At 64.0% G+C, this 25048-nt stretch carries 30 protein-coding genes; 25 read left to right on the forward strand and 5 right to left on the reverse strand.

Annotated features, from left to right (window positions below):
• Positions 1-69 precede the first annotated feature (69 nt).
• The 9 genes from IVB13_RS36660 (at position 70) to IVB13_RS36700 (ending at position 8703) form a co-directional block, all read left to right on the forward strand.
• Complete coding sequence (locus IVB13_RS36660; RefSeq protein ID WP_247369168.1) at positions 70-1527, forward strand: 6-hydroxynicotinate reductase; 1458 nt, start codon at positions 70-72, stop codon at positions 1525-1527.
• Positions 1524-2420: a UPF0280 family protein gene (locus IVB13_RS36665; protein WP_018459320.1), complete on the forward strand. Its 897-nt coding sequence runs from the start codon at positions 1524-1526 to the stop codon at positions 2418-2420. Before IVB13_RS36660 ends, IVB13_RS36665 begins: the two co-directional genes overlap by 4 nt.
• 27 nt (positions 2421-2447) lie before the next feature.
• Complete coding sequence (locus IVB13_RS36670; RefSeq protein ID WP_085352760.1) at positions 2448-3032, forward strand: amino acid synthesis family protein; 585 nt, start codon at positions 2448-2450, stop codon at positions 3030-3032.
• 24 nt (positions 3033-3056) lie between these two features.
• Positions 3057-4259 (forward strand): ABC transporter substrate-binding protein, encoded by a 1203-nt coding sequence (locus IVB13_RS36675; RefSeq protein WP_018459318.1) that lies wholly within the window; start codon positions 3057-3059, stop codon positions 4257-4259.
• Positions 4260-4410: 151 nt separating this feature from the next.
• Positions 4411-6300, forward strand: a complete 1890-nt coding sequence (locus IVB13_RS36680) for an ABC transporter permease (protein WP_085352762.1) — start codon at positions 4411-4413, stop codon at positions 6298-6300.
• Positions 6297-7088: an ABC transporter ATP-binding protein gene (locus IVB13_RS36685; RefSeq protein WP_085352763.1), complete on the forward strand. Its 792-nt coding sequence runs from the start codon at positions 6297-6299 to the stop codon at positions 7086-7088. Before IVB13_RS36680 ends, IVB13_RS36685 begins: the two co-directional genes overlap by 4 nt.
• Positions 7085-7789: an ABC transporter ATP-binding protein gene (locus IVB13_RS36690; protein WP_007592446.1), complete on the forward strand. Its 705-nt coding sequence runs from the start codon at positions 7085-7087 to the stop codon at positions 7787-7789. The genes IVB13_RS36685 and IVB13_RS36690 overlap by 4 nt, the downstream gene beginning before the upstream one ends.
• 26 nt (positions 7790-7815) lie before the next feature.
• Complete coding sequence (locus IVB13_RS36695; RefSeq protein ID WP_007592445.1) at positions 7816-8271, forward strand: MarR family transcriptional regulator; 456 nt, start codon at positions 7816-7818, stop codon at positions 8269-8271.
• A 42-nt stretch (positions 8272-8313) separates the two neighbouring features.
• Positions 8314-8703 carry a hypothetical protein gene (locus IVB13_RS36700; RefSeq protein WP_018459313.1) on the forward strand — a complete coding sequence of 130 codons (390 nt, stop codon included), beginning with the start codon at positions 8314-8316 and terminating at the stop codon, positions 8701-8703.
• Between the two features lie 5 nt (positions 8704-8708).
• Here IVB13_RS36700 and IVB13_RS36705 read toward each other — a convergent pair whose 3' ends face one another.
• Together IVB13_RS36705 and IVB13_RS36710 are read right to left on the reverse strand one after the other, a co-directional pair.
• Entirely contained in the window at positions 8709-9398 is a 690-nt protein-coding gene (locus IVB13_RS36705) for a hypothetical protein (protein WP_085352764.1), read from the reverse strand.
• A gap of 108 nt (positions 9399-9506) precedes the next feature.
• Complete coding sequence (locus IVB13_RS36710) at positions 9507-10703, reverse strand: amidohydrolase family protein (RefSeq protein ID WP_018459312.1); 1197 nt, start codon at positions 10701-10703, stop codon at positions 9507-9509.
• 156 nt (positions 10704-10859) lie between these two features.
• Between IVB13_RS36710 and IVB13_RS36715 the strand changes: the two genes are divergently transcribed.
• From IVB13_RS36715 to IVB13_RS36750, 8 genes are all read left to right on the forward strand, one after another.
• Positions 10860-11633, forward strand: a complete 774-nt coding sequence (locus IVB13_RS36715) for a ferredoxin--NADP reductase (RefSeq protein WP_018459311.1) — start codon at positions 10860-10862, stop codon at positions 11631-11633.
• A gap of 106 nt (positions 11634-11739) precedes the next feature.
• Positions 11740-12066: a hypothetical protein gene (locus tag IVB13_RS36720; protein WP_018459310.1), complete on the forward strand. Its 327-nt coding sequence runs from the start codon at positions 11740-11742 to the stop codon at positions 12064-12066.
• A gap of 110 nt (positions 12067-12176) precedes the next feature.
• Positions 12177-13448 (forward strand): cytochrome P450, encoded by a 1272-nt coding sequence (locus IVB13_RS36725; RefSeq protein WP_018459309.1) that lies wholly within the window; start codon positions 12177-12179, stop codon positions 13446-13448.
• Between the two features lie 137 nt (positions 13449-13585).
• A complete protein-coding gene (locus IVB13_RS36730) occupies positions 13586-13768 on the forward strand; it encodes a hypothetical protein (protein WP_018459308.1) in 183 nt (60 codons plus the stop codon).
• 13 nt (positions 13769-13781) lie between these two features.
• On the forward strand, positions 13782-13982 hold the full coding sequence (locus IVB13_RS36735; protein ID WP_018459307.1) for a hypothetical protein: 201 nt from the start codon (positions 13782-13784) through the stop codon (positions 13980-13982).
• 3 nt (positions 13983-13985) lie between these two features.
• Positions 13986-14213, forward strand: a complete 228-nt coding sequence (locus IVB13_RS36740; RefSeq protein WP_247492437.1) for a hypothetical protein — start codon at positions 13986-13988, stop codon at positions 14211-14213.
• Between the two features lie 15 nt (positions 14214-14228).
• Positions 14229-14492: a hypothetical protein gene (locus tag IVB13_RS36745; protein ID WP_018459305.1), complete on the forward strand. Its 264-nt coding sequence runs from the start codon at positions 14229-14231 to the stop codon at positions 14490-14492.
• A 34-nt stretch (positions 14493-14526) separates the two neighbouring features.
• The gene (locus tag IVB13_RS36750; RefSeq protein ID WP_026233777.1) at positions 14527-14769 is read left to right on the forward strand and encodes a hypothetical protein; all 243 of its coding nucleotides are present in this window, start codon (positions 14527-14529) and stop codon (positions 14767-14769) included.
• Positions 14770-14807: 38 nt separating this feature from the next.
• Here IVB13_RS36750 and IVB13_RS36755 read toward each other — a convergent pair whose 3' ends face one another.
• Positions 14808-16058, reverse strand: a complete 1251-nt coding sequence (locus tag IVB13_RS36755; protein ID WP_026233776.1) for a DUF763 domain-containing protein — start codon at positions 16056-16058, stop codon at positions 14808-14810.
• 125 nt (positions 16059-16183) lie between these two features.
• Here IVB13_RS36755 and IVB13_RS36760 point away from each other — a divergent pair, with 125 nt between their 5' ends.
• A complete protein-coding gene (locus IVB13_RS36760; protein WP_018459302.1) occupies positions 16184-17332 on the forward strand; it encodes a mechanosensitive ion channel domain-containing protein in 1149 nt (382 codons plus the stop codon).
• 87 nt (positions 17333-17419) lie between these two features.
• Here IVB13_RS36760 and IVB13_RS36765 read toward each other — a convergent pair whose 3' ends face one another.
• Positions 17420-18397 (reverse strand): tripartite tricarboxylate transporter substrate binding protein, encoded by a 978-nt coding sequence (locus IVB13_RS36765; RefSeq protein ID WP_085353040.1) that lies wholly within the window; start codon positions 18395-18397, stop codon positions 17420-17422.
• 105 nt (positions 18398-18502) lie between these two features.
• On the opposite strand from IVB13_RS36765, the gene IVB13_RS36770 reads away from it, so the two are divergent.
• From IVB13_RS36770 to IVB13_RS36800, 7 genes are read left to right on the forward strand one after another with little or no spacing between them, the layout of a single operon-like run.
• Positions 18503-19210 carry a TetR family transcriptional regulator gene (locus tag IVB13_RS36770; protein WP_085385611.1) on the forward strand — a complete coding sequence of 236 codons (708 nt, stop codon included), beginning with the start codon at positions 18503-18505 and terminating at the stop codon, positions 19208-19210.
• Positions 19211-19239: 29 nt separating this feature from the next.
• Entirely contained in the window at positions 19240-20124 is an 885-nt protein-coding gene (locus IVB13_RS36775) for an amidohydrolase family protein (RefSeq protein WP_247492761.1), read from the forward strand.
• Positions 20121-21422, forward strand: coding sequence for a C4-dicarboxylate transporter DctA (dctA, locus tag IVB13_RS36780; protein WP_247492440.1), 1302 nt, complete (start codon positions 20121-20123; stop codon positions 21420-21422). Before IVB13_RS36775 ends, dctA begins: the two co-directional genes overlap by 4 nt.
• 39 nt (positions 21423-21461) lie before the next feature.
• Positions 21462-22175 (forward strand): PIG-L deacetylase family protein, encoded by a 714-nt coding sequence (locus tag IVB13_RS36785; RefSeq protein WP_018459297.1) that lies wholly within the window; start codon positions 21462-21464, stop codon positions 22173-22175.
• On the forward strand, positions 22172-22855 hold the full coding sequence (locus IVB13_RS36790; RefSeq protein ID WP_247492442.1) for a 4-carboxy-4-hydroxy-2-oxoadipate aldolase/oxaloacetate decarboxylase: 684 nt from the start codon (positions 22172-22174) through the stop codon (positions 22853-22855). Before IVB13_RS36785 ends, IVB13_RS36790 begins: the two co-directional genes overlap by 4 nt.
• A 21-nt stretch (positions 22856-22876) precedes the next feature.
• Positions 22877-23746, forward strand: a complete 870-nt coding sequence (locus IVB13_RS36795) for an ABC transporter substrate-binding protein (protein WP_018459295.1) — start codon at positions 22877-22879, stop codon at positions 23744-23746.
• Positions 23746-24669, forward strand: coding sequence for an NAD(P)-dependent oxidoreductase (locus tag IVB13_RS36800; RefSeq protein ID WP_018459294.1), 924 nt, complete (start codon positions 23746-23748; stop codon positions 24667-24669). The genes IVB13_RS36795 and IVB13_RS36800 overlap by 1 nt, the downstream gene beginning before the upstream one ends.
• A gap of 12 nt (positions 24670-24681) precedes the next feature.
• On the opposite strand, the gene IVB13_RS36805 is transcribed toward IVB13_RS36800, so the two are convergent.
• On the reverse strand, positions 24682-24993 hold the full coding sequence (locus IVB13_RS36805; protein WP_018459293.1) for a hypothetical protein: 312 nt from the start codon (positions 24991-24993) through the stop codon (positions 24682-24684).
• Positions 24994-25048: the final 55 nt, after the last annotated feature.

The raw sequence follows: 25048 nt of genomic DNA on the forward strand, positions 1-25048 counted from the left end.
ACAGTCATCGGGAGGGCGCGCAACATCGTTCGTGTACAAATGATAACTGCACTGTCGGCTGGCTTTGACATGGTGACTGAACCTACGAGCGCCGCCATCGACAAGATCCGCTGCGATGCGTGTCCGGTGATGTGCTACATCAAGCCGGGCGCGGCGGGCGCCTGCGACCGCTATGCCAATCACGAAGGCAAGCTCGTCCGCGTCGATCCGCATGTGATCCTGGAGCGCACCGTGTCGCATGGCGGCAAGCTCGTTCCGTTCAGCCGCACCGAAGATTGGGACGGCAAGATCGTCCACGAGCCTTCCACCTTTGTAACGGCGATCGGCGCGGGGACCACCTATCCCGACTACAAGCCGGCGCCGTTCATCGTCTCGGCGGAGGTCGATGGCGTCGACATGGTGACTGTTGTCACCGAGGGCATCTTCTCCTATTGCGGCATCAAGGTGAAGATCGACACCGACCGCTATCTCGGGCCGGAGACGGCGACCGTTCGTGCACAAGGCGAGGCGGTCGGTCATGTCACCACCAGCGAATACGGTTCGCAGATGCTGTCGCTCGGCGGTGTGCACCATCTGACCGGCGGCTCCAAGAAGGAAGGCCGCGTCACCTGTGACACGCTGATGGACCTCGCAAATTGCAAGGCGGTCGAGCTCACCATCGACGGCGGGGCGAGCGTGGTGGTGCAGGCCGGCCAGGCGCCGATCGTCAACGGCATGAAAGAAGAGCGCATGCGCGTCGGCTGCGGCTCGGCGACGATCGGCATGTTCGCCAAACAATGGCACGGCAAGGTCGACGAGGTTGTCGTGGTCGACGACCATATCACCGGCGTGCTCTCGGAGCATCAGGCCGGCAAGCTGCTCGACATCGCCGATACCGGCATCAAGATGAAGGGGCGCCGCTCGACGCCCGGCCGCTATTTCCAGGTCGCCGATCCCGGCACGGGTTGGGGCGGCACCAATATCTCCGATCCGCTCGCAATCCTGGGACCGTTCGACGCGAAGGAGGCCAAGCCTGGCCTCTCGATGCTGATGGTCTCCACGACGGGCGAGCATTCGTCCTATTACGTGCTCGACGAAGCCTTGAAGCCGGTCGAGACCGAGATGCCGGATGACCTCAAGTTTTCGGTCGAGCGCATTCAGGAGAATTGCGAGCCGGCGCTGTGCACGGTGCTGTTCATGGCGGGCGCCGGTGGTTCCTTGCGGGCGGGCGTGACCGACAATCCGGTGCGGCTGACGCGCTCGGTGAAGGAGGCGCTGACGCGCGTCACCAGTGGCGGCGCGCCGGTCTATGTCTGGCCGGGCGGCGGCATCACCTACATGGTCGACGTGACGCAGATGCCGGCGGGGGCATTCGGTTACGTGCCGACGCCCGCGCTGGTGGCGCCGATCGAATTCACGATGAAGCTGTCGGACTATGCGGCGCTCGGCGGGCACATGGATTATGTGAAGCCGCTCGCCGAAGTTCAGGGCGGCGACGATGTCCGCCAATTGCCCTGGCAGAACCCGATCCCGGGCCCCCGGGCATGACAAGGCTCCCGCAAATCGCGTTGCTGTCTGACGGCCGGCGGCTGCATTTGCAGGATGGACCGATTGACCTGATCGTCGAGGCGAGGGGGGCGGCCGACGCAGTGCGCGAGGCCTATAAGGCTGCGGCCGAACGGTTCACCGGGCTTCTCGACGAGCTCTGCGCGGAACTGCCGGAACTGCGGACCGTTGTCGAGGAGCGGACCTCGTTGAGAGGCGTTGTGGCGCATCGCATGCACGCCGCGGTGGCGCCCTATGCCGGTGATGGCTTCATCACGCCGATGGCCGCTGTGGCCGGCAGCGTGGCGGAGGAGGTGTTGGGCGCAATGCTGAACGCTGCGGCGCTCGATCGGGCCTATGTCAACAATGGCGGAGACATTGCCCTGCATCTCGGCGAGGGCGAGCATTTTTCGGTCGGCCTGATGGACCGGCCCGATCGCGACGGCGTGATGCGGACAATCAGGGTGGACGCCGATGATCCCGTGCGTGGCATTGCGACCAGCGGACGGCACGGCCGCAGCTTTTCCCTCGGGATTGCCGATGCGGTGACCGTGCTGGCCGGAACGGCGTCGCAAGCCGACGCGGCCGCGACGATCGTTGCGAACGCCGTCGATCTGCCGGGGCATCCCGCCATCATCCGAAAACCTGCGAACGAACTTCAGCCCGACAGCGATCTTGGCGCGCGGCTCGTGACCCGCAACGTTGGTGGATTGTCGCAGAACGAGATCACCACCGCGCTCGAATCTGGCGCGGAATGTGCACGGCAATTATTCGATCGCGGATTGATCGAGGGTGCCGTGTTGCAGCTTTGTGGTGATATGATTGTCATCGGGACCAAGGATATTGAACGGCAACGATCGCGCCCGCTTGTACAAGAGAACGCGGTCCATGCCTGAACTGGGAAGCGGTTTGAGGAAACAATCATGAGCGCGATCATCCGCAAGATCGTCACCGTCGTCGAAGAGACGCAGATGGAGATGGGCCGCCAGGTCTCACCGCCGACGCGGCGTGCGGCGGCGATCGCCGTGATCGAGAATCCGTTTGCTGGAAAGTATGTCGAGGATCTCTCGCCGCTGATCGCGATTGGCGAGGAGCTCGGCGAGCTGCTCTCGAAGCGCGCGGTGGCGGCGCTCGGCATCGACGGGTCCAAGGCGCAGAGCTATGGCAAAGCCGCGGCCGTCGGCGAGAATGGCGAGCTGGAGCATGCAGCCGCCATCCTTCACCCGAAAATGGGCGCGCCGGTGCGTAAAGTGCTGGGCAAAGGCGCTGCGCTGATCCCGTCGTCGAAGAAGCGCAGTGGACCCGGCACGACGCTGGACGTTCCGCTGGGCCACAAGGATGCAGCCTTCGTGCGCAGTCATTTCGATGGCATGGAAGTGCAGATCAACGACGCGCCGCGCGCCAACGAGATCATGGTCGCGGTCGCCGTCACCGACAGTGGCCGTCCTTTGCCGCGCGTCGGCGGGCTGACCGTTGCGGAGATCAAGGGCGAAGACGGACTGCGTTAATCTTTTCAGAAAGTGGAGGTTGGGATGCGAGCAAAGAACTATTTTGTCGGGGCGGCGTTCGCGCTGTTGGCAAGCGGCATGGCTCATTCGGCCCTTGCGCAGGACATCAAGATCGGCGAGATCAACAGCTACTCGCTGCTGCCGGCGTTCACTGAGCCCTATCGCAAGGGCTGGCAGCTCGCGGTCGAAGAGATCAATGCGGCCGGCGGCATCAACGGCAAGAAGCTCATCGTCGTCTCCAAGGACGATGGTGGCAAGCCGGCAGATGCGCAGACCGCGGCCAACGAGCTGGTGTCGAGCGAGGGCGTGGCGATGCTGACGGGTACGTTCCTGTCGAACATCGGTCTTGCGGTCAGCGACTTCGCCAACCAGAAGAAGGTGTTCTTTCTGGCGGCCGAGCCTCTGACGGACGCCATCACCTGGTCGAAAGGCAACAAGTACACGTTCCGACTGCGTCCTTCGAACTACATGCAGGCCGCGATGCTGGTGGAAGCGGCCAGCAAGCTGCCCGCAAAGCGCTGGGCGACGATCGCGCCGAACTATGAATACGGCCAGTCCGCGGTCGCGGTGTTCAAGAAGCTGATGTCGGAGAAGCGGCCCGACATCCAGTGGGTCGATGAGCAGTGGCCGCCGCAGGGCAAGATCGACGCCGGTCCGGTAGTGCAGGCGGTTGCCGCGGCCAATCCCGAAGCGATCCTCAACGTCACCTTCGGCGCCGATCTCGTCAAGCTCGTGCGCGAAGGCAACACCCGCGGCCTGTTCAAGGGACGCGAGGTCGTCTCCTTCCTCACCGGTGAGCCGGAATATCTCGATCCACTCAAGGAGGAGACACCCGAGGGTTGGATCGTCACCGGCTATCCCTGGTACTCGATCAAGACGCCCGAGCACGACGCGTTCCTGAAGGCCTATCAGGCCAAGTACAACGACTATCCGCGCCTCGGCTCGATCGTTGGCTACCAGACCATCAAGTCGGCGGCGGCGATCCTGGCGAAGGCCAATTCGACCGATCCGGAGAAGCTGATCACTGCGGCGGAAGGACTTTCGATGCCGTCGCCGCTGGGCGAGATCACCTTCCGCAAGATCGATCACCAGTCGACGCTCGGTGCCTATGTCGGCAAGACCGCGCTGAAGGACGGTAAGGGCGTGATGGTGGACTCGTCTTACAAGAAGGGCGCGGACTATCTACCAAGTGATGCCGAAGTCGAGAAGCTGCGTCCGAAGGATTGATCCAAAGTGAGACCGGGGCCTCGTGGTTCGAGACGCGCGGCGCAGCCGCGCTCCTCACCATGAGGGTCCCGACCTCATCCTGAGGAGGCGCGTAGCGCCGCCTCGAAGGATGAAGCCTAATATTGCGACTTACGCTTAACCCGGACCGCAGATGGCCTTTTACGTCGTACAGTTTCTGACCGGTCTCGCCAGCGCAGCGTCGCTTTTCCTGGTGGCGTCGGGCCTGTCGATCATCTTTGGCGTGACGCGGATCGTGAATTTTGCGCATGGCGCCTTTTACATGATCGGCGCCTATGTCGCCTTCACACTGACGGAGCGCCTGTCAGGTGCATTCGGCTTCTGGGGCGGCATCGTGGTGGCGGCGTTCGCGGTGGCGCTGATCGGCGTCATCGTCGAGATGGTGCTGCTCCGGCGCATCTATCACGCGCCCGAGCTGTTCCAGCTGCTTGCGACCTTCGGCCTGACCTTGATGGTCGAGGACCTCGTCGTCCTGATCTGGGGCCCAGACGATCTCGTGGGGCGCCGTGCGCCCGGCTTCAAGGGGGCGATCGACTTCTTCGGCCAGAACATTCCGAGCTATGATCTGTTTCTGATCGTGCTCGGACCGGTCGTGCTCGGCATTCTCTGGCTCTTGTTCCAGCGCACGCGCTGGGGCGTTCTGGTGCGCGCAGCGACGCAGGACCGCGACATGGTCGCGGCGCTGGGCGTCAATCAGAAATGGTTGTTCACGAGCGTGTTTGCGGTCGGCGTTTTCCTCGCCGCTCTCGGCGGTGCGCTCCAGATCCCACGCGATGCCGTGCATCATGCGATGGATTTGCGCATCATCGTCGAGGTCTTCGTCGTCGTGGTGATCGGAGGCCTCGGTAGCATCATCGGCGCTTTCGTCGCGGCTGTGCTGGTCTCCGAGCTCAACGCCTTCGGCATCCTGATCTTTCCAAAAATCTCTATCATCCTGGTCTTCCTGGTGATGGCGGTGGTGCTGATCGTGCGGCCCTGGGGCTTGTTCGGCAGGCCCGAGGCGCCGGCCCGCAAGACGCCCGGTCTCACCGTCAATCCCTGGCGACCGCTGACGTCGAATGAGCGGTTGGCTGCGTTTGCAGCGCTCGTCGTCGCGGCGACACTACCGCTGTTCGCCGGCAATTATGCACTGACCGTCGGCTCGGAGATCGCGATCTCAGTGATCTTCGCCGTCAGCCTGCACTTCCTGATGTCGGTCGGCGGGCTCGCGTCCTTTGGTCACGCCGCCTATTTCGGCCTCGGCGCTTACGGCGTCGCTTTCCTCGCCAAGATGGCCGGACTGCCGATGATCGTCTGCCTGTTGCTCGGTCCGCTGCTCGGCTGCATGGGCGCTGCCGTGTTCGGCTTCTTCGCGGTGCAGCTCTCCGGCGTCTATTTTGCGATGCTGACGCTCGCCTTCGCGCAGATCGTCTGGTCGATCGCGTTCCAGTGGGTGAGCGTCACCGGCGGCGACAACGGCATCCTGGGCGTCTGGCCCTCGAGCTGGGCGGCGAGCCCATCGCATTTCTATTGGCTGTCGCTCGGTGTTGCGGCGCTCGTGACGATCGCTTTGCGGGCCATGGTGTTCTCGCCGTTCGGCTATGCGCTGAGGGCGACGCGCGACTCGCTGCTGCGCAGCGAAGCGGTCGGCATCAACACCAAGCGTATCCAGTGGACCGCCTTCGTGATCGCGGGCACGACCGCGGGCATTGGCGGCGCGCTGTTCGCCTACCTCAAGGGCAGCGTCTTTCCGGACAATCTCGGCATCTCGCTCTCGGTCGACGCCCTTGTCATGGTGCTGCTCGGCGGCGTCGAGACGGTGTCGGGCGCGGTGATCGGCGCCATCGTCTACAAGGCCTTGAACATCTGGCTGGTCAGTCAGACCGACCTGTCAAAACTCGTGCTCGGCGGTTTCATCGTTCTGATCGTCGTCGTCTTCCCCAAGGGCATCGTCGGCATGCTGGAGATGCTAGCGCAGCGCCGCAGGAAGACGTCGCCGCCGGGGTCACCCTTGCTTGCCAAGCCGATCGAGTCCGCCGAATGAGCGTCGCGCCCCCACTTCTCGCGGTCGAAGGACTGACCAAATCCTATGGCGGCGTCCATGCCGTGCGCGGCGTCTCGTTCTCGCTGCGCGCCGGTGAAATCCTGGCGCTGATCGGACCGAACGGCGCGGGCAAGAGCACCTGTTTCGACATGCTCAATGGCCAGAACAAGCCTGATACCGGCCACGTCCGCCTGCTCGGCGAGGACACAACCGGCAGGAAGCCGCGCGAGATCTGGCGGATGGGCGTGGGGCGCACTTTCCAGATCACCGCGACTTTCGCGACCATGACGGTGCGCGAGAACGTGCAGGTCGCGCTGATTTCGCACGGCAAGCAATTGTACAATCTTTGGGGCTCGGCGCCGAACTTCGACCGCGGCGAAGCCGGGCGACTGCTCGAGCTGGTCGGCATGGGCGGCTATGCGGATCGCCCCTGTGGCGAGCTTGCCTACGGCGACCTCAAGCGGCTTGAGCTCGCCGTCGCGCTCGCCAACCAGCCAAAGCTGCTGCTGATGGACGAGCCGACCGCCGGCATGGCGCCGCGCGAGCGCGTCGATTTGATGCGGCTGACCGCGCAGATCGCTCGGGAAAAATCGATCGGCGTTCTCTTCACCGAGCACGACATGGACGTGGTGTTCGAGCACGCCGACCGCATCATCGTGCTCAACCGCGGCACGCTGATCGCCGAGGGCTCGCCGGCCGAGGTCCGGGGCAATCCGCAGGTGCAGGCGGTCTACCTCGGCGAGGGCCTCCTCTACGATGCCGGGCCTCGCGAGGGAGCATCGGCATGAAGCTCACGGTGCAGGACCTCAATAGTCATTACGGCCCGGCCCATATCCTGTTCGACATCGGCTTCGAAGTCGGCGAGGGGGAAGTCGTGGCATTGCTCGGCCGCAATGGCGCCGGCAAGTCGACGACGTTTCGCTCGATCGTCGGGCTCGTCGCGCAGCGCTCAGGACGGATCATGTTCGAAGGCAAGGATGTCTCGGCGCGTCCGACACATGAGATCGTGCGGGATGGGCTTGGTTACGTGCCGGAGGAGCGGCGTATCTTCACCGATTTGACGGTGGAAGAGAATCTCGAGGTCGGCCGCCAGCCGAAGCGCCCGAACGCGCCGCACTGGACTCGCGACAAGCTGTTTTCGCTGTTCCCTAACCTCGGCGAGATGAAAAATCGCCCGGGCGGCCGCATGAGCGGCGGCGAGCAGCAGATGCTCACCATCGCGCGCACGCTGATGGGCAATCCATCGCTGGTGCTGCTGGATGAGCCCTCGGAAGGCCTGTCGCCGAAAATCGTGGAGCAGATGGTCGAGGCCATCCTGACCATGAAGAAGGAGGGCGTCAGCATCGTCGTCTCCGAGCAGAATCTGCATTTTGCGCGGCTGATCTCCGATCGCGCCTATATCATCGAGCGCGGCCGCATCTGCTTCGGCGGCACCATGGCCGAGCTCGACGCGCGTCCGGATATCCGCGACGCGCATCTGTCGTTGTGAAGGCAAAGGGCAAGGGCATCGAGCGGATGGCGAGAAGCGTCGCGGCGAAGAAAAGCGTCAAACCGGCAAAGCCGCCTTATGTGCTCGACGAGCAGGTCGGCTTCATCCTTCGCCAGGTCTGGCAGCGCCACAGCGCGATCTTCTCTCGCGAGATCGGCACCAACATTACGCCGACGCAATGGGCGGCGCTGTCGAAGCTCGCCGAGGCCGGGCCATGCTCGCAGAACCAGCTCGGGCGCCTGACGGCGATGGACGTGGCGACCATCAAGGGCGTGATCGATCGGTTGACGGCGCGCGGCCTCACCGAGACCAGCCAGGATCCGGAGGATGGACGGCGGCTTCTGGTCAGCCTGACGCGCGCGGGCCAGCAATTGGCGGAAAAGGTCGCGCCGAATGCGCTTGCGATCACACGAGAGACGCTGGCGCCGCTCGAGGCAAAGGAGCGCGAGATGCTGATGGCGCTGTTGAACAAGCTGCGGTGAGGCGCGACTAACCTCGGTGAAGGTCTTGTCGAGGTTTTTGACATGAGAGCGGCGACCCGGTTTGCTATGGCTCTGAGCATGAGTGTGATGCTGGCGGGCCAGTCTGCTCCCGCCCTGGCGGCGCAAGCCTATGAGGGGTTCTGGGCGTCAACCAAAAAGGATTGCCGCGACGAGGACAGCGCCAACCGCATGAGCATCGAGGGCGGCAACCGTCTCTATTGGTACGAGACCCGGTGCCGCGCCAGCGAGATCACTGCCGACGGGAAGCTCGCCTGGAAAATGAAGCTCGCCTGCGAAGGCGAGGGTGAGAAGTATCGCTCCAGTCCCCGGGTTTCCATTGCCGCGGACGGCAAGCTGGTGATGGACAACAGCCCGGTCGGGCCGGGCAAGCGCCAGACCTATGTGCGTTGTGAGATAGCGAAACCGCGGTGATCCTGCTACGTCTTCCCCGGCCATTTTGCGCGATAGCGGATTTCGCTGCCATCGGCGAGCCGCCGCCACGTTCCGAACTCCGGCGTATGCGGAGCCGAGGCCGTCAATCCGATCGGGTAGATTCGGCTGGGCTGTCCCTGGATGTTGACGGCGAGTTGCCGGTGCGAGGTTCGGAACGCCAGTTCGACTTCGCCTGCGATGACGGGCTGATCGCCGTCACTATGGAAGCCAGCTGCGTTCAATTCGCCCGGCATGGTGTTGAGGTCCGTCTGCAATTCGATGGTGATATCTTGCGGTGATTTCGGCACTGTTGCGCCGGCCGGAAGGCGAACCTCGAAGACGAGCAGAGGAGTGGCGCCGTTTCGGTTGAGCCAGGGCGTGGCCGTCATGTACGCGACGCCCAGGTAGGTGGCGGCGGCGGCCACGCAAAGCAGGACCACGACACCAAGCGATTTCAGGCTGTTGCGCGCGAGACCGCTATTGCCTGCATCCGTGCCGGAACGCGTCACCAGCCAGCTGGCAAGCACCACGCCAGCGATCGCTCCGATGGGTGAGTAGACGAACAGTGCCAACAGGCCAGACGTGATCGGGTCCGCCCGGTTGCCCAGATCGAGCACTGAAAACAGCACAAAGGTCGCGACATAACCTCCGACCGCACCGGCTACACCGGCGGCAATCCGCGACGAATTCTTCATGTCTCCCTCGGCGTTCCAGCAATGAACTGCCTGCGTTAGACGCAGCAGGCCGACGACTTGTTCAATGCTGTCAAGGGAGCACGGGAGCGGCGAGCCGCTCCGGCTGCGTCACTTCGCCACCACCTCGGGCACCCTGCCGGCCGGCGGGGTGTTGCGGCTGCGCTGGGTGCGCACGATACCGTCAATGATGGTCATGCCGATGCCGGGGAGGTCGCCGAGTTGGACGCTGTCCAAAATGTTCTTGCCGGCCGAGTGCTGCGCCTTGTCCATGATGACGAAATCGGCCGAGCGGCCCACTTCGATCAGGCCGCAATCCAATTCGCGCATCCGCGCCGTGTTGCCGGTGGCCAGGCAAAACGCGACCTCGGCCGGGAGGTCGCCAAGCGAGGACAGCATCGACACCATGCGGAGAATGCCGAGCGGCTGCACGCCCGAGCCGGCCGGCGCATCGGTGCCGAGGATGACGCGGTGCAGATCGCCCATCTCGCGCGCAATGCGCAACGTGAACAGCGCCGAGCGCTCGTTGCCATTGTGAACGAGCTCGAGGCCGCGCTTGCAGCCCTCGCAGATGCAGCGGATCTGGTCGTCGGGAAGCGCGGTGTGACCGCCATTGATGTGGCCAACCACGTCGGTGTCTGCCTCAAGCACCACATCCTTGTCGATCAATCCGGAGCCGGGGATCGAAGGACCGCCGGTGTGGATCGTGCTCTGGATGCCATATTTGCGAGCCCAGCCGACCATTTTTCGCGCCGTGGGGCCGTCCTTGACGCCGCCCAGGCCGACTTCGCCGAGCAGCTTGACGCCGGCTGCGGCCAACTCCTTGAAGTCCTCCTCCACCATCTCGCACTCGATCACAGGCGCGCCGGCGTGAACCTTCACGCCGCCAGGCCGCAGATTCCAGAATGCACGCTGCGCGAAGATGGCCATCGCCTTCAACCCCACGACGTCGCGCGGGCGGCCGGGCATATGCACCTCGCCGGCGGAAATCATCGTGGTGACGCCGCCATGCAAATTGCTGTCGATCCAGCCGATCTGGTTCTGGCGCGGCGTCCAGTCGCCCGCAACAGGATGGACATGGCTGTCGATCAGGCCGGGCGCCACCGTGGTGCCGTTGGCCTCGACGATGGTGGTCGCGCCTTCGGTGTTGAGGTCCTTGAAGCGGCCGATCGCGGTGATCTTGCCGTTCTCGGCGACGATGGTGTCGCCGTCCAGGATCGGCTTTTCCAGCGCGCCGGACAGGATCAGGCCGATATTGCGGATCACGAGCTTCGAGGGTCCGGTGGCCTGGGGTGCGTCATGCGCCATGGAATGGGTCCTTGTCCTTAACTGCAACGCTTCCGATCTTGGGCAGCCTTGACCGCGGGATCAAGCCGGATTATTCATTAGTACACAAATGATCGTATACAAACGACGCATAGCTGCCGCCTTGAAAACCGCCACGACGCGCCACGGAAGGGTGAGATGAGCAATTTCAATCAGGAAGCCGTTTTGAGCGTCCACCACTGGACCGACACGCTGTTCTCCTTCAAGACCACCCGCAGCCCGACCTTCCGCTTCCGCAACGGCGAATTCACCATGATCGGGCTCAAGGTCGGCGAGAAGCCGCTGCTGCGGGCCTACAGCGTCGCCAGCGCCAATTACGAGGACACGCTGGAGTTCTTCTCGATCAAGGTCGCGGACGGCCCGCTCACCTCACGGCTCCAGCATCTAAAGGAAGGCGACGAGATCATCGTCAGCCGCAAGGCCACCGGCACGCTGGTGATCGACAATCTGGAGGACGGCCGCAACCTCTACCTCATCGGCACCGGTACGGGTCTTGCGCCGTTCCTGAGCGTGATCAAGGACCCCGAAACCTACGAGCGGTTCGAGAAGGTCGTGCTGCTGCACGGTTGCCGACACGTGAAGGAGCTCGCCTATGGCGAGATGATCACCGAGACGCTGCCCAAGGACGAGCTGATCGGCGAGTACATCCGCAACCAGCTGATCTACTATCCGACCGTGACGCGCGATCCCTTCCGCAATCGCGGGCGCATCACCGATCTCATCACGTCGGGCAAGCTGTTTTCCGACATCGGCCTGCCGGCACTGGAAGCGGCCCACGATCGCGTCATGATCTGCGGCAGCCCGGCGCTGGTGGCGGATACCCGCGTGCTCCTCGGCGAGCGGGGTCTTGTCGAGGGCAATCACGGCGAGCCGGCCCAATTCGTGGTCGAAAAGGCCTTCGCCGAGCGCTGAGCCCGGAACCCCCGCGCAAGAAGACCGTATTTTCGCCGCCGCGCGCCCGTTGCGGCGTCGATTCGGCACGCGATACACTGTGGGAACGAATCAGCGGAGTTCCCACATGGTTGCGGACAGCGACAGCAATATCGCCTGGCACCGGGTTCAGTTGAAGAAGAACCGCGCCGAGTTGAAGGCGCTCGAAACCGCGCGCTTCACGATGGGCGAGATCGCGTCTTCGAAGCGGAACGGCCAGACCCAGAAGGCGCTCGGGGAACTCAAGCGCAAGATCGTGCAATCCGAGCGCGTGATCGCCGATCACGACAAGCGCACGCGCCGTCCGCTCACCACCGACCTGCGAAGCCTCAGCAACGGCAGCTGGAGCAATTGGGACGCCTACACCAACCAGCAGCAGCGCAAGATCGGCCCGCGTTCGCCGGGGCGGGGGTAGACTCGACTCTCACGCCTGCACCGAAGCCGAAGCGGAGGTTCCGGGTTCCCTTGCGCGGGCGGCGTCGTGCACCATCTTGGTGAGACCCCGTCAACCGCTTCGGTGATCACATGGCACCACGCCTCGATTTCACCAGCGAGGCCTTCTTTCGCGATCTGCCCAAGGCGATCGCAACGTTGCGCATGTCCGGTCCTGTGGTCGCGGCGCGATTTCCTCTCGTCGGCGATGTTTGGATCACCACGACCCATGAGGCCACCGCGCAGGTCCTGAAGGACGGCACCGATTTCACGCTGCGCAAGGAGGATGGGGACGTCGCGGGTTTACGCTGGTGGATGCCGAACTACGTCAGAACCATCGCCAACAACATGCTGACAATGGACGAGCCTGACCACACAAGGCTGCGCAGCATTGTTGACGAGGCCTTCCGCCGCCGCGCGATCGTCGCGATGGAGCCGCGCATCCGCGCCATCGCGGACGGGCTCGCCGACGAGCTGTTCCTGGCAGGAAGCCCGGCCGATCTCGTCCAGCGCTATGCGCGCATCCTGCCGCTCGCGGTGATCTCCGAGCTGCTCGGATTGCCATTGGCCGATCGCCCCCGCTTCATCGCCTGGGCCAATACGATGTCCTCACTTACGAACGTCGCCAGCTTCTTCCGCATGCTGTTCGCGTTCCGCAAGATGCGAGCCTACCTCGAACGGCAGCTGCAGATTGCCCGCGTGCGGGGCGGCGAAGGCCTGATCGCGGAGCTGGTTCAGGTCGAGCGCGAGGGCGGCCAGATCACGCCGGACGAAATGGTGTCGATGGTGTTCCTACTGCTCGCGGCGGGCTCCGAGACCACCACGCATCTCATCAGCGGTTCTGTCTACGAGCTCCTCAGAAATCCCGGCGTCCGCGACTGGCTGGCACAGGACTGGAGCCGCGTCGGGCTTGCGGTGGAGGAATTCCTGCGCTTCGTGTCGCCGGTGCAGTTCTCCAAGCCCCGCTATGTGAGGCGGGATATCGAGCTCGCGGGCGTGCGTCTCAAGAAGGGCGATCGCGTCATGGTGATGCTCGCCGCCGCGAACATGGACCCGGCGATGCATGAGCGCCCCGAGAGCCTCGATCCCGCGCGCAAGCCGAACCGTCACATGTCCTTCGGAACGGGCATCCATTTCTGCCTCGGCCATCAACTCGCGCGCATCGAGGCAGCGTGTGCCCTGGAAGCGTTGTTTGTGCGATGGCCGCGGCTTGGCTTTGCTGTGGACGTGTCTCAGATCCACTGGCGCAAGCGACCGGGCATGCGAGCGATCGCGAACCTCCCTGTCGTGCCCGACGGCCACGCAGCACAGGCGACAGCATCAGCTGGATCGATGTTGGTTCGTTCCCAGCCAGTGGCCTGCTGAGACTTACACCTTGCGGAAAATTTCTCTGCACTCGTCGGTAGGAACGGCATGCCGTTGCTCTAGTTGTTTTTGCGACATCGAAAGCCGCGACGAGTTCCTCCGGTCGATGTCGCAGATCAACAACAGGAGACAGCATCATGACCGGCAAGATGCCACCTGTTCCCGCCGAGAATCAAAGTCCGAAGGGAACCGGCGACAGCAAGCAAGTGTCCTCGACTGCCCCGCGCGGCCAGCAGCGTGCGCAAAATCCGGACCAGCAAGGGCAGCAGGGCAACATCAAGCAGAACACCACCAACCAAGGCTATCAGCAAGATCGCTGAGGAGCGGACCCTCATGTCGACATCCACCAAGACACCGAACAGCAACCGTCAGGGCGGACCAGGCGCATCGCATGAGAATGCGAAGGCACCGCTCGAAGTGAAGAAGCCCGCGGCGGACGACCCGCAGCGCAACCACAGCCGCGTCTCCGGCGGAGGTGGCGAGCACGATTCACACCACAGGCATGACGAGGCCGGAAAAGGCGGAGGCAGGTGAGGCATGACCAACAAGCAACCCAAACTCTACGCACCGACGGAAAAGGATATGCAAAATAACCCCATGATCGGCGGATCGAAGGGCGCAACGATGGCCGGTATCTCGCCTGAGGACCTCGAGGACGCCTTGGGCGAGAACACGATCGAAGGCGACGTCGGGAACGACGTGAACGCCGCTGGCGGCATCGACAAGGACATCGCACGCAGTGGCACGCACCGAAGAGGCCGATAGCTCCGGAGGACGAGCATGCAAGGCAAGAAGACCCACGAGCAACAGGTTCGCATCCTCGAGCGCAAGCCGGATGTTCCAGACGCGCGAGAGCTTGAGCGCGCCCTCGGCCACAATCCGGAGAATACGGCCGTTCACCGGGCGCGACCTGAGGCGCGACAGAGTGAATTCCCGGTGAGCCGAGGCGGCCTCAACCAGGAAAGCGATCACAACAAGCACAATGATTCCGGCCAAAGCGGACACAAGCCGCCGAAACCGACGCCGGCACAGCAGAAGCATTGAGCTGCACGGGCGATCAAAGCAAGAGGAGAAAAAGATGCCAGGTGGTCGTGGCAGCAAGACGCATTTCAGATCGGGCATGCATGGCAAGGGCGACGGCAGCGGCGCCATGACGGACGTGCCCAAGGAGAAGATCGGCGACAACATGGTGCTGTCAAACCGCGACAAGGCGCAGCACTCGGACATTCGCGGCATGGACGGCAAGGCGATCCAGACCGAACAATATCAGGACCACTCGGCCAACCGGCTCGACGAGGAGCCGGGCACCGACGAGACCTGAGAGCGGCGTTCCTTCCCGCTGAACTCGCGGACCGGCTTTCAGCCGGTCTGCTTTTTTGTCGACCCGAGATCACGCTCCCAGCCGAACACGGAACGGCCGTCGAGATCGGGCGAGGCCGCACGCTCTCCGGCGATATAGGATTCGACGGATGGCCCATGCGCGGTGCGCTCCAGCCGCCGCGCCTGGTCGTCGAGGCGCTTGATGGCTTGCATCTCTTCCTCGCGCCCGAGCTTTGCGTTCTGAATCGCCCCCTTCAGCACGCGAATGGTTTCGTCATAGACCTTGAGTGGAACAGGGTAGGGATGCCGGTCCTTGCCGCCGTGGGCAAGCGAGAAGCGCGCGGGATCGTTGAAGCGGTAGGGCGCGCCGTGCACGACTTCGGCGACCATCGCCAGCGAACGAACGGTGCGAGCGCCAACGCCGGGAGTCAGCAGCAGCTCCGGAAAGTCGACCGGGCCGCGCTCGGCCGCAGCAGCGAGTGTGCCGTGCAGGCGGCGCGCAAACACGTCCTTCGGCCGCACGTCGTGATGCCCGGGCATGATCAGGTGCGGCAGCGTCGCCTGTGCGGGCGCGGGCGCAGTTCCGGTGAGCCGCTCGAATTCGGAAAGGATACGATCCGGGCCGAGATCGCTCAGAAGCTCGAGCTGCGCGGTGCGCGAGATCTCGGCGCGATGGTCGGTGAGGTTGACGATCTCGCCTTGCCGCGGCCCGTCGATCGCGCTGTGCGGTGCGTCGACAAAACTCTTCAGCGCCTCGGAATGCCAGTGATAGCGGCGGGCCTGCCGCTTGTCGCCGTTCATGCCTTGCTGCACCACGGTCCATTTGGCGTCGGCGGTGACGAAGAAGCCGTGCAGGTAAAGGTCAAAGCCGTCCTGGACCGCGGCGCTGTCAACCTTCGCCACGAGGCGACTCGCACGCGTGAGCTTTGCGCCGTCGAAGCCGATTCGGTCGCCGAGCTGCATCAGCTCGTCCGGGGTCTTGCGCGAGTGCTGGCCACGCCCGCCGCAGACGTAGATTCCGAGCTCGTCCTGGAGCGGTCCCAGCCCGCGCTTCAGCGCGCCAATCACCGACGTCGTGATGCCGGAGGAGTGCCAATCCATCCCCATGACGGCGCCGAACGACTGGAACCAGAACGGGTGCGAGAGCCGCTGGAGGAATGCATCGCGTCCGTAGTGATGCACGATCGCCTGTGTGACGATCGCGCCGAGCGACGACATGCGGGTCGCCAGCCAGGGTGGAACCCGGCCGGTGTGAAGGGGAAGATCGGCGCTGCCGGTCCGTCGAGTCATGATTGACCACAAATAGCGCAGTTCGGCGATGATTGCACCAGAGGGATGCTGCATTGCACCGAGCGGGGGAGCGAACGACGCTGCAACGCGTTGAACGCAAGCGCGGATGCAATGCGGGGACATTAATGGATTGGCAGACCCTTTTGGCCGACATCGACAGGATGTTCGGGTGGATCCCGTCGTGGTTCGTCGGCCTCACTCTAGTCTTGGGCGCGATCCTGATCGCCCTGTCGATCTATCGCCTTTCGGTTTGGCTGTTCAACCGCGCCTTCGGAACCCGCCTCCCGCTCGTGAGCGTGTTCATCGCCCGCACCGCGGGCCCAACTCAGCTGGCCCTCAGTCTTGCCGCCGTAGCGTTGGTGCTGCCGCTCGCGCCGCTGGACGACGCCTTCCGCACGCCGCTGACGCGCCTGTTCGTCGTCGCCTTCATTGCGCTGATCGGCTGGATCTCGATCCGGATCGTGGATATGAGCGCGGCACGGTATCTCCAGAACTTTCGCGACGTCACCGAGAATTTTGTCGCGCGCAAGCACGTCACCCAGGTCCGCGTCTTCAAGCGCGTCACCGATATCATCATCGTCATCATCACGGTGTCGACCGCGCTGATGACATTCGACTCGGTCAGGCAATACGGCGTCAGCCTGTTCGCCTCCGCCGGTGCCGCCGGTATCATCGTTGGTCTTGCCGCCCGGCCGCTGCTGAGCAATTTGATCGCGGGCATGCAGATCGCAATCACCCAGCCGATCCGCATCGAGGATGCCGTCATCATCGAGAACGAGTGGGGCTGGGTCGAGGACATCGCCGCGACCTATGTGGTGATCCGGCTGTGGGACTGGCGCCGCATGGTGGTGCCGCTGTCTTATTTCATCGAAAAGCCATTCCAGAACTGGACCCGCGACACTGCGTCCCTGATCGGCGTGATTGCGTTTCATGTCGATTATCGTGCCGACGTGCCGCGGATCCGGCGCTGGCTGGAAGAAGCAGTGAAGGAGTCCAAGCTCTGGGACGGCGAGGTGGTCAATCTCCAGGTCGTTGACGCGGATGCTCGCACCATCGAGCTCCGCGCCCTCGTCAGCGCCAGGAACGCGCCGCAGTCCTGGGACCTGCGCTGCGAGATGAGGGAGAAGCTCATCGCCTTCATCCGGGACGAGATGCCGGAAGCGCTGCCGCGCGAGCGCGCGATCCTGATCCCGTCGGGAGGAGGCGACGATGACGCCGATTTCGTGCGGCGTCCCGCGCCGCCGGAGAAGATGCGGGCGAGCGCACGCAATTGACCTACTTGCGCGTCGGCCTTCGTGGCGCCGCACAAGCCTGCCTGGCGCTGGATCGTGTCCAGCGCGCTGGTCCTCATGCGAAGCACCTCACTGCGCGCGGATGTCGGCGGCCTTCAGCACCGGCTCCCATTTGGTCGCCTCGGCATGCATGTAGGCGCCGAAATCCCTCGACGATGAGCCGACCGGGGCCGCGCCGATCTTGCCGAGCGTCGACAGTACGTTTGGGTCCTGCAGCGCCGCCTTCAGATCGCTTTCGAGCTTCGTGACGATCTCCGGCGGCATTTTTGCGGGACCAAGAACGCCCCACCAGACGGAGACGTCGTAACCCGGCACGCCCGACTCGGCGACGGTCGGAACATTGGGCAGCGCCTTGGAGCGTTCGGCCGAGGTCACCGCGAGCGCGCGCACCGCGCCGCCTTCGATCTGGCTGATGGCTTCCGCAAGTGGATTGATGCTGAGCGGAATGTCGCCGGCGATCACGGCGGTCAGCGCGGGGGCGCCGCCCTTGTAGGGGATCGCGACGATCTTGGTGCCGGACATGTATTTCAACAGCTCACCCGCGAGGTGCGCCGAGGTGCCGTTGCCGGACATGCCGTAGGAGAGCTTATCCGGCTCCTTTTTCGCCGCGATGAGGAGATCACTGAGCGTCTTATAGGGGCTGTCCTTGGCCACGACGATCGCGAGCGGGGAGGAGGCGACTTCGCTGATCGCGGTGAAATCCTTGAACGTGTCGTAGGGCACCCTCGGATAGATGAACTGGTTGAGTGGATGGCCGCTCGCGACGAGGATCAGCGTGTAGCCGTCGGGCGCGGCCTGCGTCAGCGCTTGGGACGCGACGATTCCGCCGGCGCCGGGACGATTGTCGATCACCGGCTGCTGGCCCCAAGTCCCGGCCAGCGCCTGAGCCAAGGTGCGCGCGAGCACGTCGACGGCGCCGCCGGCCGCATAAGGCACCAGGATGTGGACCGGCTTGCTCGGATATTTGTCGGCCTGTGCGGCGGTCCCCGCGAGCAGCAGACCGGCGCCCACCATCAGACCGCTGATGGTCTTGTTGAAACCCAGCATTTCCCAGCACTCCTTTGCACCCAGCGGCGGTCTCTCGGCCTTTCCGGGTGTCATCCATGGTTTTTGTTGACGAGACCTGATCTTTTGTACGATAGTACAAATCACATGATCCGCAACCCCGCCAGCAAGGAAACGGCCCGCAAGCCGAACATGCGCGAGGCGATCCTCGCCGCGGCCGAGGAGCTGTTCGCCACCAACGGCTTCAACGCCGTGTCGGTGCGCGATATCGCACAGGCCGCCGGCGCCAATCCCGGCAGCGTCACCTATCATTTCAAGACCAAGGACGGCCTGCTGCTGGAGATCTACCGGCGCCATTGCGGGCCAATGAATTTGCGCCGTTCCGAGCTGCTCGCGGCCGCCAAGCGCGTGCGCGATCTCCAGGATCGGCTCGAAGCGGTGGTGCGGGCCTATGTCGTGCCGGCCTTCACCTCGGGCAGTGATCTTGCCGGGGGCGGGGCGCGGTTCACGCGGCTGCGCGCGGTGATGTCCGCGGAGGGCAATGAAGTCGCGCGAAAGATCATCGCACAGACTTTTGACGACACCAGCCACGCCTTCATCGATGCTGTTCACGAAAGCCTGCCGCACGTTCCGCGCACCGATATCGTCTGGCGCAGCCACTTCCTGCTTGGCGCACTCTATTATTCGCTGGTGACGCCGGATCGCGTCTCGCGCCTGTCGCGCGGCGAGGCCGACGGCAGCGATGCCGCAAGTGCCATCGAGCAATTGGTGCAAGCCACCGTGGCCGCGTTCCAGGCGCCGGCGCTGGATCAGGCGCCAGCACGGCGACGGCCGGTCGTCAGCAGCAAGACTTGAAGACACGATCTGGTTCGGCGGTTTATCTGATGGCAATGATGTACACGCCGACCATTCCGCCGCCCGATCCGGACACGCGCACGCCGAAGTTCAGACTGCCGAACCTGTCTTGCGATGCGCATTGCCACATCTTCGGGCCCGGCGCGAAATACCCTTACGCGCCGGAGCGTTCCTACACGCCGCCGGATGCGCCGCTCGAGGATTTCCGCGCGCTGCATGCCAAGCTCGGCGTTGGACGTGCCGTCATCGTCAATGCGAGTGTGCATGGCACCGACAACACGGTGGCGCTTGACGCCATCGCGCAGAGCAACGGGGCCTATCGCGCGGTTGCCAATATCGACGACACCATCACCGAGCGCGAGCTTCGCGTGCTGCATGAGGGCGGCTTCCGCGGCTGCCGCTTCAATTTCGTCCGCCATCTCGGCGGGGTCCCGGACAAGCAGGTGTTCGACCGCATCGTCGCGCTGGTCGCACCGCTCGGCTGGCATATTGATCTGCATTTCGATGCGATCGACCTGCCTGAACATGCCGACACGCTGATAAGGCTGCCGCTGAGCTACACCATCGACCATATGGGACGGGTGAAGGCGTCCGAAGGGCTCGACCAGCTGCCGTTCAAGATCCTGGTCGAGCTGATGCAGCGCGACGAGAAATGCTGGGTCAAGATCTGCGGCTCGGAGCGGGTGTCATCGGCCGGTCCGCCGTTCACCGGCGCCGTGCCGTTCGCGCGAAAAATTGTCGAGACGGCGCCCGACCGCGTCATCTGGGGCACCGATTGGCCGCATCCCAATGTCAAGGCGATGCCGAACGACGGCGATCTCGTCGACCTAATCCCGCTGTTCGCGCCGGAGCCGGAGTATCAGCAGAAGATCCTCGTCGATAATCCAGCGCGGCTGTTCGAGTTCGGCCAATGACGGCGCTAGCGATCGACAAGCCGCGCGGCCGCGCCTGGTGGAAGGAGCTCTGGATCCAGGTGCTCATCGCCATGGCGGCCGGAATCGCGCTTGGGATCGTCAATCCCGAGGGGGGCGCCAGGATGCAGCCGCTTGGCGACGCCTTCATCAAGGCGATCCGGATGCTGATCGCGCCGATCATCTTCTGCACGGTCGTCAATGGCATCGCGCATATGGCCGATATGGCCCGTGTCGGGCGCGTCGCCGTCAAGGCGATCGTCTATTTCGAGATCATGACCACGATCGCGCTGATCATCGGTCTCATTGCGGTGAACTTGCTCAAGCCCGGCGTCGGCATGAACATCGATCCCGCCAGCATCAATGCCAGCGCGATCGAGCCCTATGTCAAGCAGTCGGGCGTGATCGGCTTTGTGCCGTTCCTGATAAACATTGTGCCCGCGACGTTCGTCGGCGCCTTTGCCGAGGGCAACATCCTCCAGGTGCTCTTCATCGCCGTACTGTGCGGATTTGCGCTGGTGCAGCTCGGCGAGCGCGCCGCGCCGCTGGTCCATCTCATCGACATCGCCGCCAAGATGGTATTCACCATCTTCGGATTCGTGATGTGGGCTGCGCCGATCGGCGCCTTCGGCGCCATCGCCTTCACGGTCGGCAAGTTCGGCGTCGGCTCGCTGGCCTCGCTGGGCAAGCTCCTCGGCGGCTTTTATCTCACCTGCGTGATCTTCATCATCGTGGCGCTCGGCCCGGTCGCGCGTCTGTGTGGCTTCTCGCTGCTCAAGCTGATCCGCTACATCTGGGAAGAGCTCTTGATCTGCATCGCCACGACATCGTCCGAGACGGTGCTGCCGCGGATGCTAACCAAGCTGGAGCAGGCCGGCTGCGAGCGCAGCGTCGTTGGGCTGGTGATCCCGACCGGCTATTCCTTCAATCTCGACGGCACCTGCCTCTACCTTGCCGCCGCCTCGGTGTTCCTGGCACAGGCGACCAACACGCCGTTTGGGCTCGCCGAGCAGATCGAGCTGCTTCTGATCCTGCTCGTGACCTCCAAGGGCGCGGCGGGAATCGCGGGCGCCGCCTTCGTCGTGCTGGCGGCAACGTTGTCCGCCACCGGCAGCATTCCGGTGACGAGCGTGGCGCTCGTGCTCGGCATCCACCGCCTGATGTCGCAGGGGCTGACGCCAACTAATCTGATCGGGAACGCGGTCGCGACGATCGCGATTGCCAAATGGGAAGGCGCACTCGATGCCGACCGCCTGAGGCGCGTGCTCGACGGCGAGGAATCCGCTGTCGCGACTCGATGAACCGATGACGTTGACGAACGATAGAGGGGAGTTTGTCCCATGAAAACAGGTCTCGTGATCACGGCCCATCCGGGCGATTTCGTCTGGCGCGCCGGCGGCGCCATCGCGCTGCATGCGAAGAAGGGCTACCGCATGAAGATCGTCTGCTTGTCTTTCGGCGAGCGCGGCGAGAGCCAGTTCGCCTGGAAGGAGAAGGGTGCGACGCTGGAATCGGTCAAGGCCGGCCGCAAGGACGAGGCGGAGCGGGCGGCCAAGCTGCTCGGCGCCGAGATCGAGTTCTTCGATTGCGGCGACTATCCGCTGAAGCTCGCCGAGGCCCATTTCGACCGCATGGTCGACATCTACCGCGAGCTCAATCCGCGCTTCGTGCTGACGCACGCGCTGGAGGATCCCTATAATTTCGACCATCCGAACGCGGCGCATTTCGCGCAGGAAACCCGCGTGGTCGCGCAGGCGATGGGCCACAAGCCCGGCGCGCAGTACAAATATTCGGCCCCGCCGGTGTTTTTGTTCGAGCCGCACCAGCCGGAGCAATGCAACTACAAGCCGGACCTGCTCCTCAAGATCGACGAGGTCTGGAAGGAGAAGTACGAGGCGTTCCAGATCCTCGCCGCGCAGAAGCACCTGTGGGGATATTACGAGCGCGTCGCGCTCAACCGCGGCATCCAGGGCAGCCGCAACACCGGCGTGTCCATGACCTATGGCGAGGCCTATCAGCGGCTGTTTCCGACGGTTGCGGAGGAGCTGGCATGAAGCCGGTCGTCGTTCGCAACATCAAGCGTGCCGATCCCGCTGGGATGGCGGAGTACGGCGTCTCGACCGTGCACGAGGCCTATGATCGGCTCGGACTGATGAAGCCGTATCTGCGGCCGGTCTGGGCCGGCGCGGCGATCGCCGGCCCCGCCGTCACCGTGCTGGCGCAGCCCGGCGACAACTGGATGATTCATGTCGCGGTCGAGCAGTGCACGAAGGGCGACATCCTCGTCGTGGGCTGCACCACCGACAACACCGACGGCATGTTCGGCGAGCTGCTCGCAACCTCGCTGCAGGCGCGCGGCGTGCAGGGATTGATCATCGATGCCGGCTGCCGCGACATCAGGGCACTGCACGAGATGAACTTTCCGGTGTGGTCGCGCGCGGTCTCGGCCAAGGGCACGGTGAAGGCGACGCTCGGCTCGGTCAATGTCCCCGTGGTCTGCGCCGGCGTCAACGTCGATCCCGGCGACATCATCGTGGCCGATGACGACGGCGTCGTGGCGGTGCCGAAGCGCTACGCGGCCGAGGTCGCCGAGAAGGCGAGGTGGCGCAACGCGGACGAAGGCGGCAAACGCAAGCGGCTGGCTTCGGGCGAGCTGGGCCTCGACATGTACAGCATGCGCGAGGCCTTGGCGAAGGCCGGGCTCGTCTATGTCGACAATCCCGAGGACGTCTAAAACAATCAGCGGAGTGGGCCGATGGATCGTCTCAAGCTGAAGGCCGTGCTCGGCAGTCACCCCCATGTCCAGGCGGTGAAGAGCGGCGAGCTCCGCTCCAACCGCTTCGACCTCGACTTCATCGAATACACGCCGACCAACACTGCGTTCAAACCGATGGTGCGCGAGCAAGCGTTCGACGTCTGCGAGATGGCGATCGTCACCTATCTGATGGCAAAGGCGCAAGGCAAGCCCTTGGTGCTGCTGCCTGCCACAATGCTCGGCCGCTTCCAGCATTCCTACGCGCTCTATAGTCCTGCGCAGGGAACCCTCGGGCCGTCCGATCTCGAAGGCAAGCGCGTCGGCATCCGTTCGTTCACGACTACGACCGGCGCCTGGATCAGGGGCATCCTCGCCAACGACTACGGCGTCAACCTCGACAAGATCCGCTGGGTCACGTTCGAAGACCCGCATGTCGCCGAATATGTCGACACCACCGAGCGCGCGCCGAAGCACAAGAAGATACTTCAGATGCTGCTCGACGGCGAGCTCGACGTCGTCCTTGGTGAGGCCTCGAACGATCCCAAGCTGAGGCCGCTGTTCCCCGATCCGGCCGCGGAAGCCGCCATATGGTACGCGCGCCGCGGCGTCGTGCCGGTCAACCATCTCGTGGTCGTGACCGAGCAGCTAGCGAAATCGCGTCCTGACGTAGTTTCGGGCATTTATGATCTCCTCAAGCAAAATAAGGCGCAGGCGGGGCCTGCGGCAACGCCGGACCTGGTTCCGTTCGGAATCGAAGCGAACAGAAGGTCGCTGGAGTTGATCGTCGACTACGCGTTCCAGCAGGCGCTGATCCCGCGCCGCTATGCGGTTGAGGACCTGTTCGACGCAACAACGCGAGGACTGAACTGATGGCGGGCGATCCCAAGCGATGGCAGGTCGGGCTGGTCGGTTATGGCGAGGTCGGCAGGATTCTGGCCGAGGATTTGCGCCAGCAGGACATCAAGGTCACAGCCTTTGACATCAAGCTCGCGGGCGAGCAGGGTGGTTCGCTGCACGAGCATGCTGAAAAATTCGGTGTGGGGCGCGCAGCCTCGCACGCCGAGCTGACCGCCAAGTCCGATTTCATCATCTCCGCGGTCACCGCGAGCCAGGCCGTGCCGGTGGCAAAGGCCTGCGCGGCCGCGATCAATCAGGGCACCTGGTTCCTGGATTTCAATTCGGCGTCTCCCGCCGCCAAGCAGCGCGCTGCCGCGCTGATTGATGGCGCCGCCGGACGTTATGTCGAGGGCGCGGTTATGACGTCGGTGCCGCCTTATCGCATCAAGGTGCCGCTGCTGCTCGGCGGTCCCGGGGCCAGGGAGCTGGAGCCGCTTTTGAACGCGATGGGTTTTGCGGCCAGGGTTGCGAGCGACAAGCTCGGTGTTTCATCGGCGGTGAAGATGTGTCGCAGCATCATGATCAAGGGGCTGGAGGCCATGGTCATCGAAAGCTTCACCACCGCGCGCGCCCATGGCGTCGAGGATGCGGTGCTGGCTTCACTGGCGGAAACCTTTCCCACGATCGATTGGGAGAAGCAGGGTGCTTATTGCTTCCAGCGTGTGATCGAGCATGGCCGCCGCCGCGCCGAGGAAGTACGCGAGGTCGCCGAGACCGTGCGTGAAGCCGGGCTGACGCCGTGGTCCGCGCAGGGCACCGCCGAGCGGCAGGCCTGGGTGGCGGACCTCGCCGACGAGGGCCTGTTCGGAACGAAGGGTACCAAGGAGTTCGCCCGCAACGCTGACTGGCGCACCGAGGCGGACCGAATCCTGGCGAAGATCAATCGCGAGAAATAGGGCGGCTCTTGCTCAGGATTTTACGGTGCAACAGCCCGTGAGCTCGTCGCGGACGTGTTCGATCAACGCCATTAGGTCTTCGGACTTCCGGGCCAGCCGATCGTTCGCGACTTGGGTCCGGTATTCCGCGCGGATCACCCGAATGCACTTGTCGGCGGTGTCGAGCGTCAGGAGCATGCGCGTCAAGTCATCTTGGGTCCGGATGCTCGCCAGATCGAGGTTTGACAGGACATGCCCGATGCCGTCGAGCCGTATTATAGCGGCATCGCCGGGCGTTCTCGCTCGAATGGCGCGATGGTCGATGCTGCTGAATGCGCTGAACATGTCGATGCTTCCCCGTTGAATGCAGACTTCAGTGCAGGTTCTGCTTTGAACGGCA

The organism is Bradyrhizobium sp. 17, assembly GCF_023073515.1.
GTDB classification, from domain to species: domain Bacteria; phylum Pseudomonadota; class Alphaproteobacteria; order Rhizobiales; family Xanthobacteraceae; genus Bradyrhizobium; species Bradyrhizobium canariense_D.

What these genes read in the sequence shown, in the direction of transcription:
- IVB13_RS36705 (WP_085352764.1), bottom strand. Translation starts at nt 9,398, where the DNA reads ATGAAGAATTCGTCGCGGATTGCCGCCGGTGTAGCCGGTGCGGTCGGA.
- IVB13_RS36720 (WP_018459310.1), top strand. Translation starts at nt 11,740, where the DNA reads ATGGTTGCGGACAGCGACAGCAATATCGCCTGGCACCGGGTTCAGTTG.
- IVB13_RS36700 (WP_018459313.1), top strand. Translation starts at nt 8,314, where the DNA reads ATGAGAGCGGCGACCCGGTTTGCTATGGCTCTGAGCATGAGTGTGATG.
- IVB13_RS36765 (WP_085353040.1), bottom strand. Translation starts at nt 18,397, where the DNA reads ATGCTGGGTTTCAACAAGACCATCAGCGGTCTGATGGTGGGCGCCGGT.
- IVB13_RS36685 (WP_085352763.1), top strand. Translation starts at nt 6,297, where the DNA reads ATGAGCGTCGCGCCCCCACTTCTCGCGGTCGAAGGACTGACCAAATCC.
- IVB13_RS36675 (WP_018459318.1), top strand. Translation starts at nt 3,057, where the DNA reads ATGCGAGCAAAGAACTATTTTGTCGGGGCGGCGTTCGCGCTGTTGGCA.
- IVB13_RS36735 (WP_018459307.1), top strand. Translation starts at nt 13,782, where the DNA reads ATGTCGACATCCACCAAGACACCGAACAGCAACCGTCAGGGCGGACCA.
- IVB13_RS36690 (WP_007592446.1), top strand. Translation starts at nt 7,085, where the DNA reads ATGAAGCTCACGGTGCAGGACCTCAATAGTCATTACGGCCCGGCCCAT.
- IVB13_RS36660 (WP_247369168.1), top strand. Translation starts at nt 70, where the DNA reads ATGGTGACTGAACCTACGAGCGCCGCCATCGACAAGATCCGCTGCGAT.
- IVB13_RS36740 (WP_247492437.1), top strand. Translation starts at nt 13,986, where the DNA reads ATGACCAACAAGCAACCCAAACTCTACGCACCGACGGAAAAGGATATG.
- IVB13_RS36805 (WP_018459293.1), bottom strand. Translation starts at nt 24,993, where the DNA reads ATGTTCAGCGCATTCAGCAGCATCGACCATCGCGCCATTCGAGCGAGA.
- IVB13_RS36680 (WP_085352762.1), top strand. Translation starts at nt 4,411, where the DNA reads ATGGCCTTTTACGTCGTACAGTTTCTGACCGGTCTCGCCAGCGCAGCG.
- IVB13_RS36760 (WP_018459302.1), top strand. Translation starts at nt 16,184, where the DNA reads ATGGATTGGCAGACCCTTTTGGCCGACATCGACAGGATGTTCGGGTGG.
- IVB13_RS36800 (WP_018459294.1), top strand. Translation starts at nt 23,746, where the DNA reads ATGGCGGGCGATCCCAAGCGATGGCAGGTCGGGCTGGTCGGTTATGGC.
- IVB13_RS36730 (WP_018459308.1), top strand. Translation starts at nt 13,586, where the DNA reads ATGACCGGCAAGATGCCACCTGTTCCCGCCGAGAATCAAAGTCCGAAG.
- IVB13_RS36670 (WP_085352760.1), top strand. Translation starts at nt 2,448, where the DNA reads ATGAGCGCGATCATCCGCAAGATCGTCACCGTCGTCGAAGAGACGCAG.
- IVB13_RS36775 (WP_247492761.1), top strand. Translation starts at nt 19,240, where the DNA reads ATGGCAATGATGTACACGCCGACCATTCCGCCGCCCGATCCGGACACG.
- IVB13_RS36785 (WP_018459297.1), top strand. Translation starts at nt 21,462, where the DNA reads ATGAAAACAGGTCTCGTGATCACGGCCCATCCGGGCGATTTCGTCTGG.
- IVB13_RS36665 (WP_018459320.1), top strand. Translation starts at nt 1,524, where the DNA reads ATGACAAGGCTCCCGCAAATCGCGTTGCTGTCTGACGGCCGGCGGCTG.
- IVB13_RS36790 (WP_247492442.1), top strand. Translation starts at nt 22,172, where the DNA reads ATGAAGCCGGTCGTCGTTCGCAACATCAAGCGTGCCGATCCCGCTGGG.
- IVB13_RS36750 (WP_026233777.1), top strand. Translation starts at nt 14,527, where the DNA reads ATGCCAGGTGGTCGTGGCAGCAAGACGCATTTCAGATCGGGCATGCAT.
- IVB13_RS36695 (WP_007592445.1), top strand. Translation starts at nt 7,816, where the DNA reads ATGGCGAGAAGCGTCGCGGCGAAGAAAAGCGTCAAACCGGCAAAGCCG.
- IVB13_RS36725 (WP_018459309.1), top strand. Translation starts at nt 12,177, where the DNA reads ATGGCACCACGCCTCGATTTCACCAGCGAGGCCTTCTTTCGCGATCTG.
- IVB13_RS36795 (WP_018459295.1), top strand. Translation starts at nt 22,877, where the DNA reads ATGGATCGTCTCAAGCTGAAGGCCGTGCTCGGCAGTCACCCCCATGTC.
- IVB13_RS36715 (WP_018459311.1), top strand. Translation starts at nt 10,860, where the DNA reads ATGAGCAATTTCAATCAGGAAGCCGTTTTGAGCGTCCACCACTGGACC.
- IVB13_RS36770 (WP_085385611.1), top strand. Translation starts at nt 18,503, where the DNA reads ATGATCCGCAACCCCGCCAGCAAGGAAACGGCCCGCAAGCCGAACATG.
- IVB13_RS36745 (WP_018459305.1), top strand. Translation starts at nt 14,229, where the DNA reads ATGCAAGGCAAGAAGACCCACGAGCAACAGGTTCGCATCCTCGAGCGC.
- IVB13_RS36710 (WP_018459312.1), bottom strand. Translation starts at nt 10,703, where the DNA reads ATGGCGCATGACGCACCCCAGGCCACCGGACCCTCGAAGCTCGTGATC.
- dctA (WP_247492440.1), top strand. Translation starts at nt 20,121, where the DNA reads ATGACGGCGCTAGCGATCGACAAGCCGCGCGGCCGCGCCTGGTGGAAG.
- IVB13_RS36755 (WP_026233776.1), bottom strand. Translation starts at nt 16,058, where the DNA reads ATGACTCGACGGACCGGCAGCGCCGATCTTCCCCTTCACACCGGCCGG.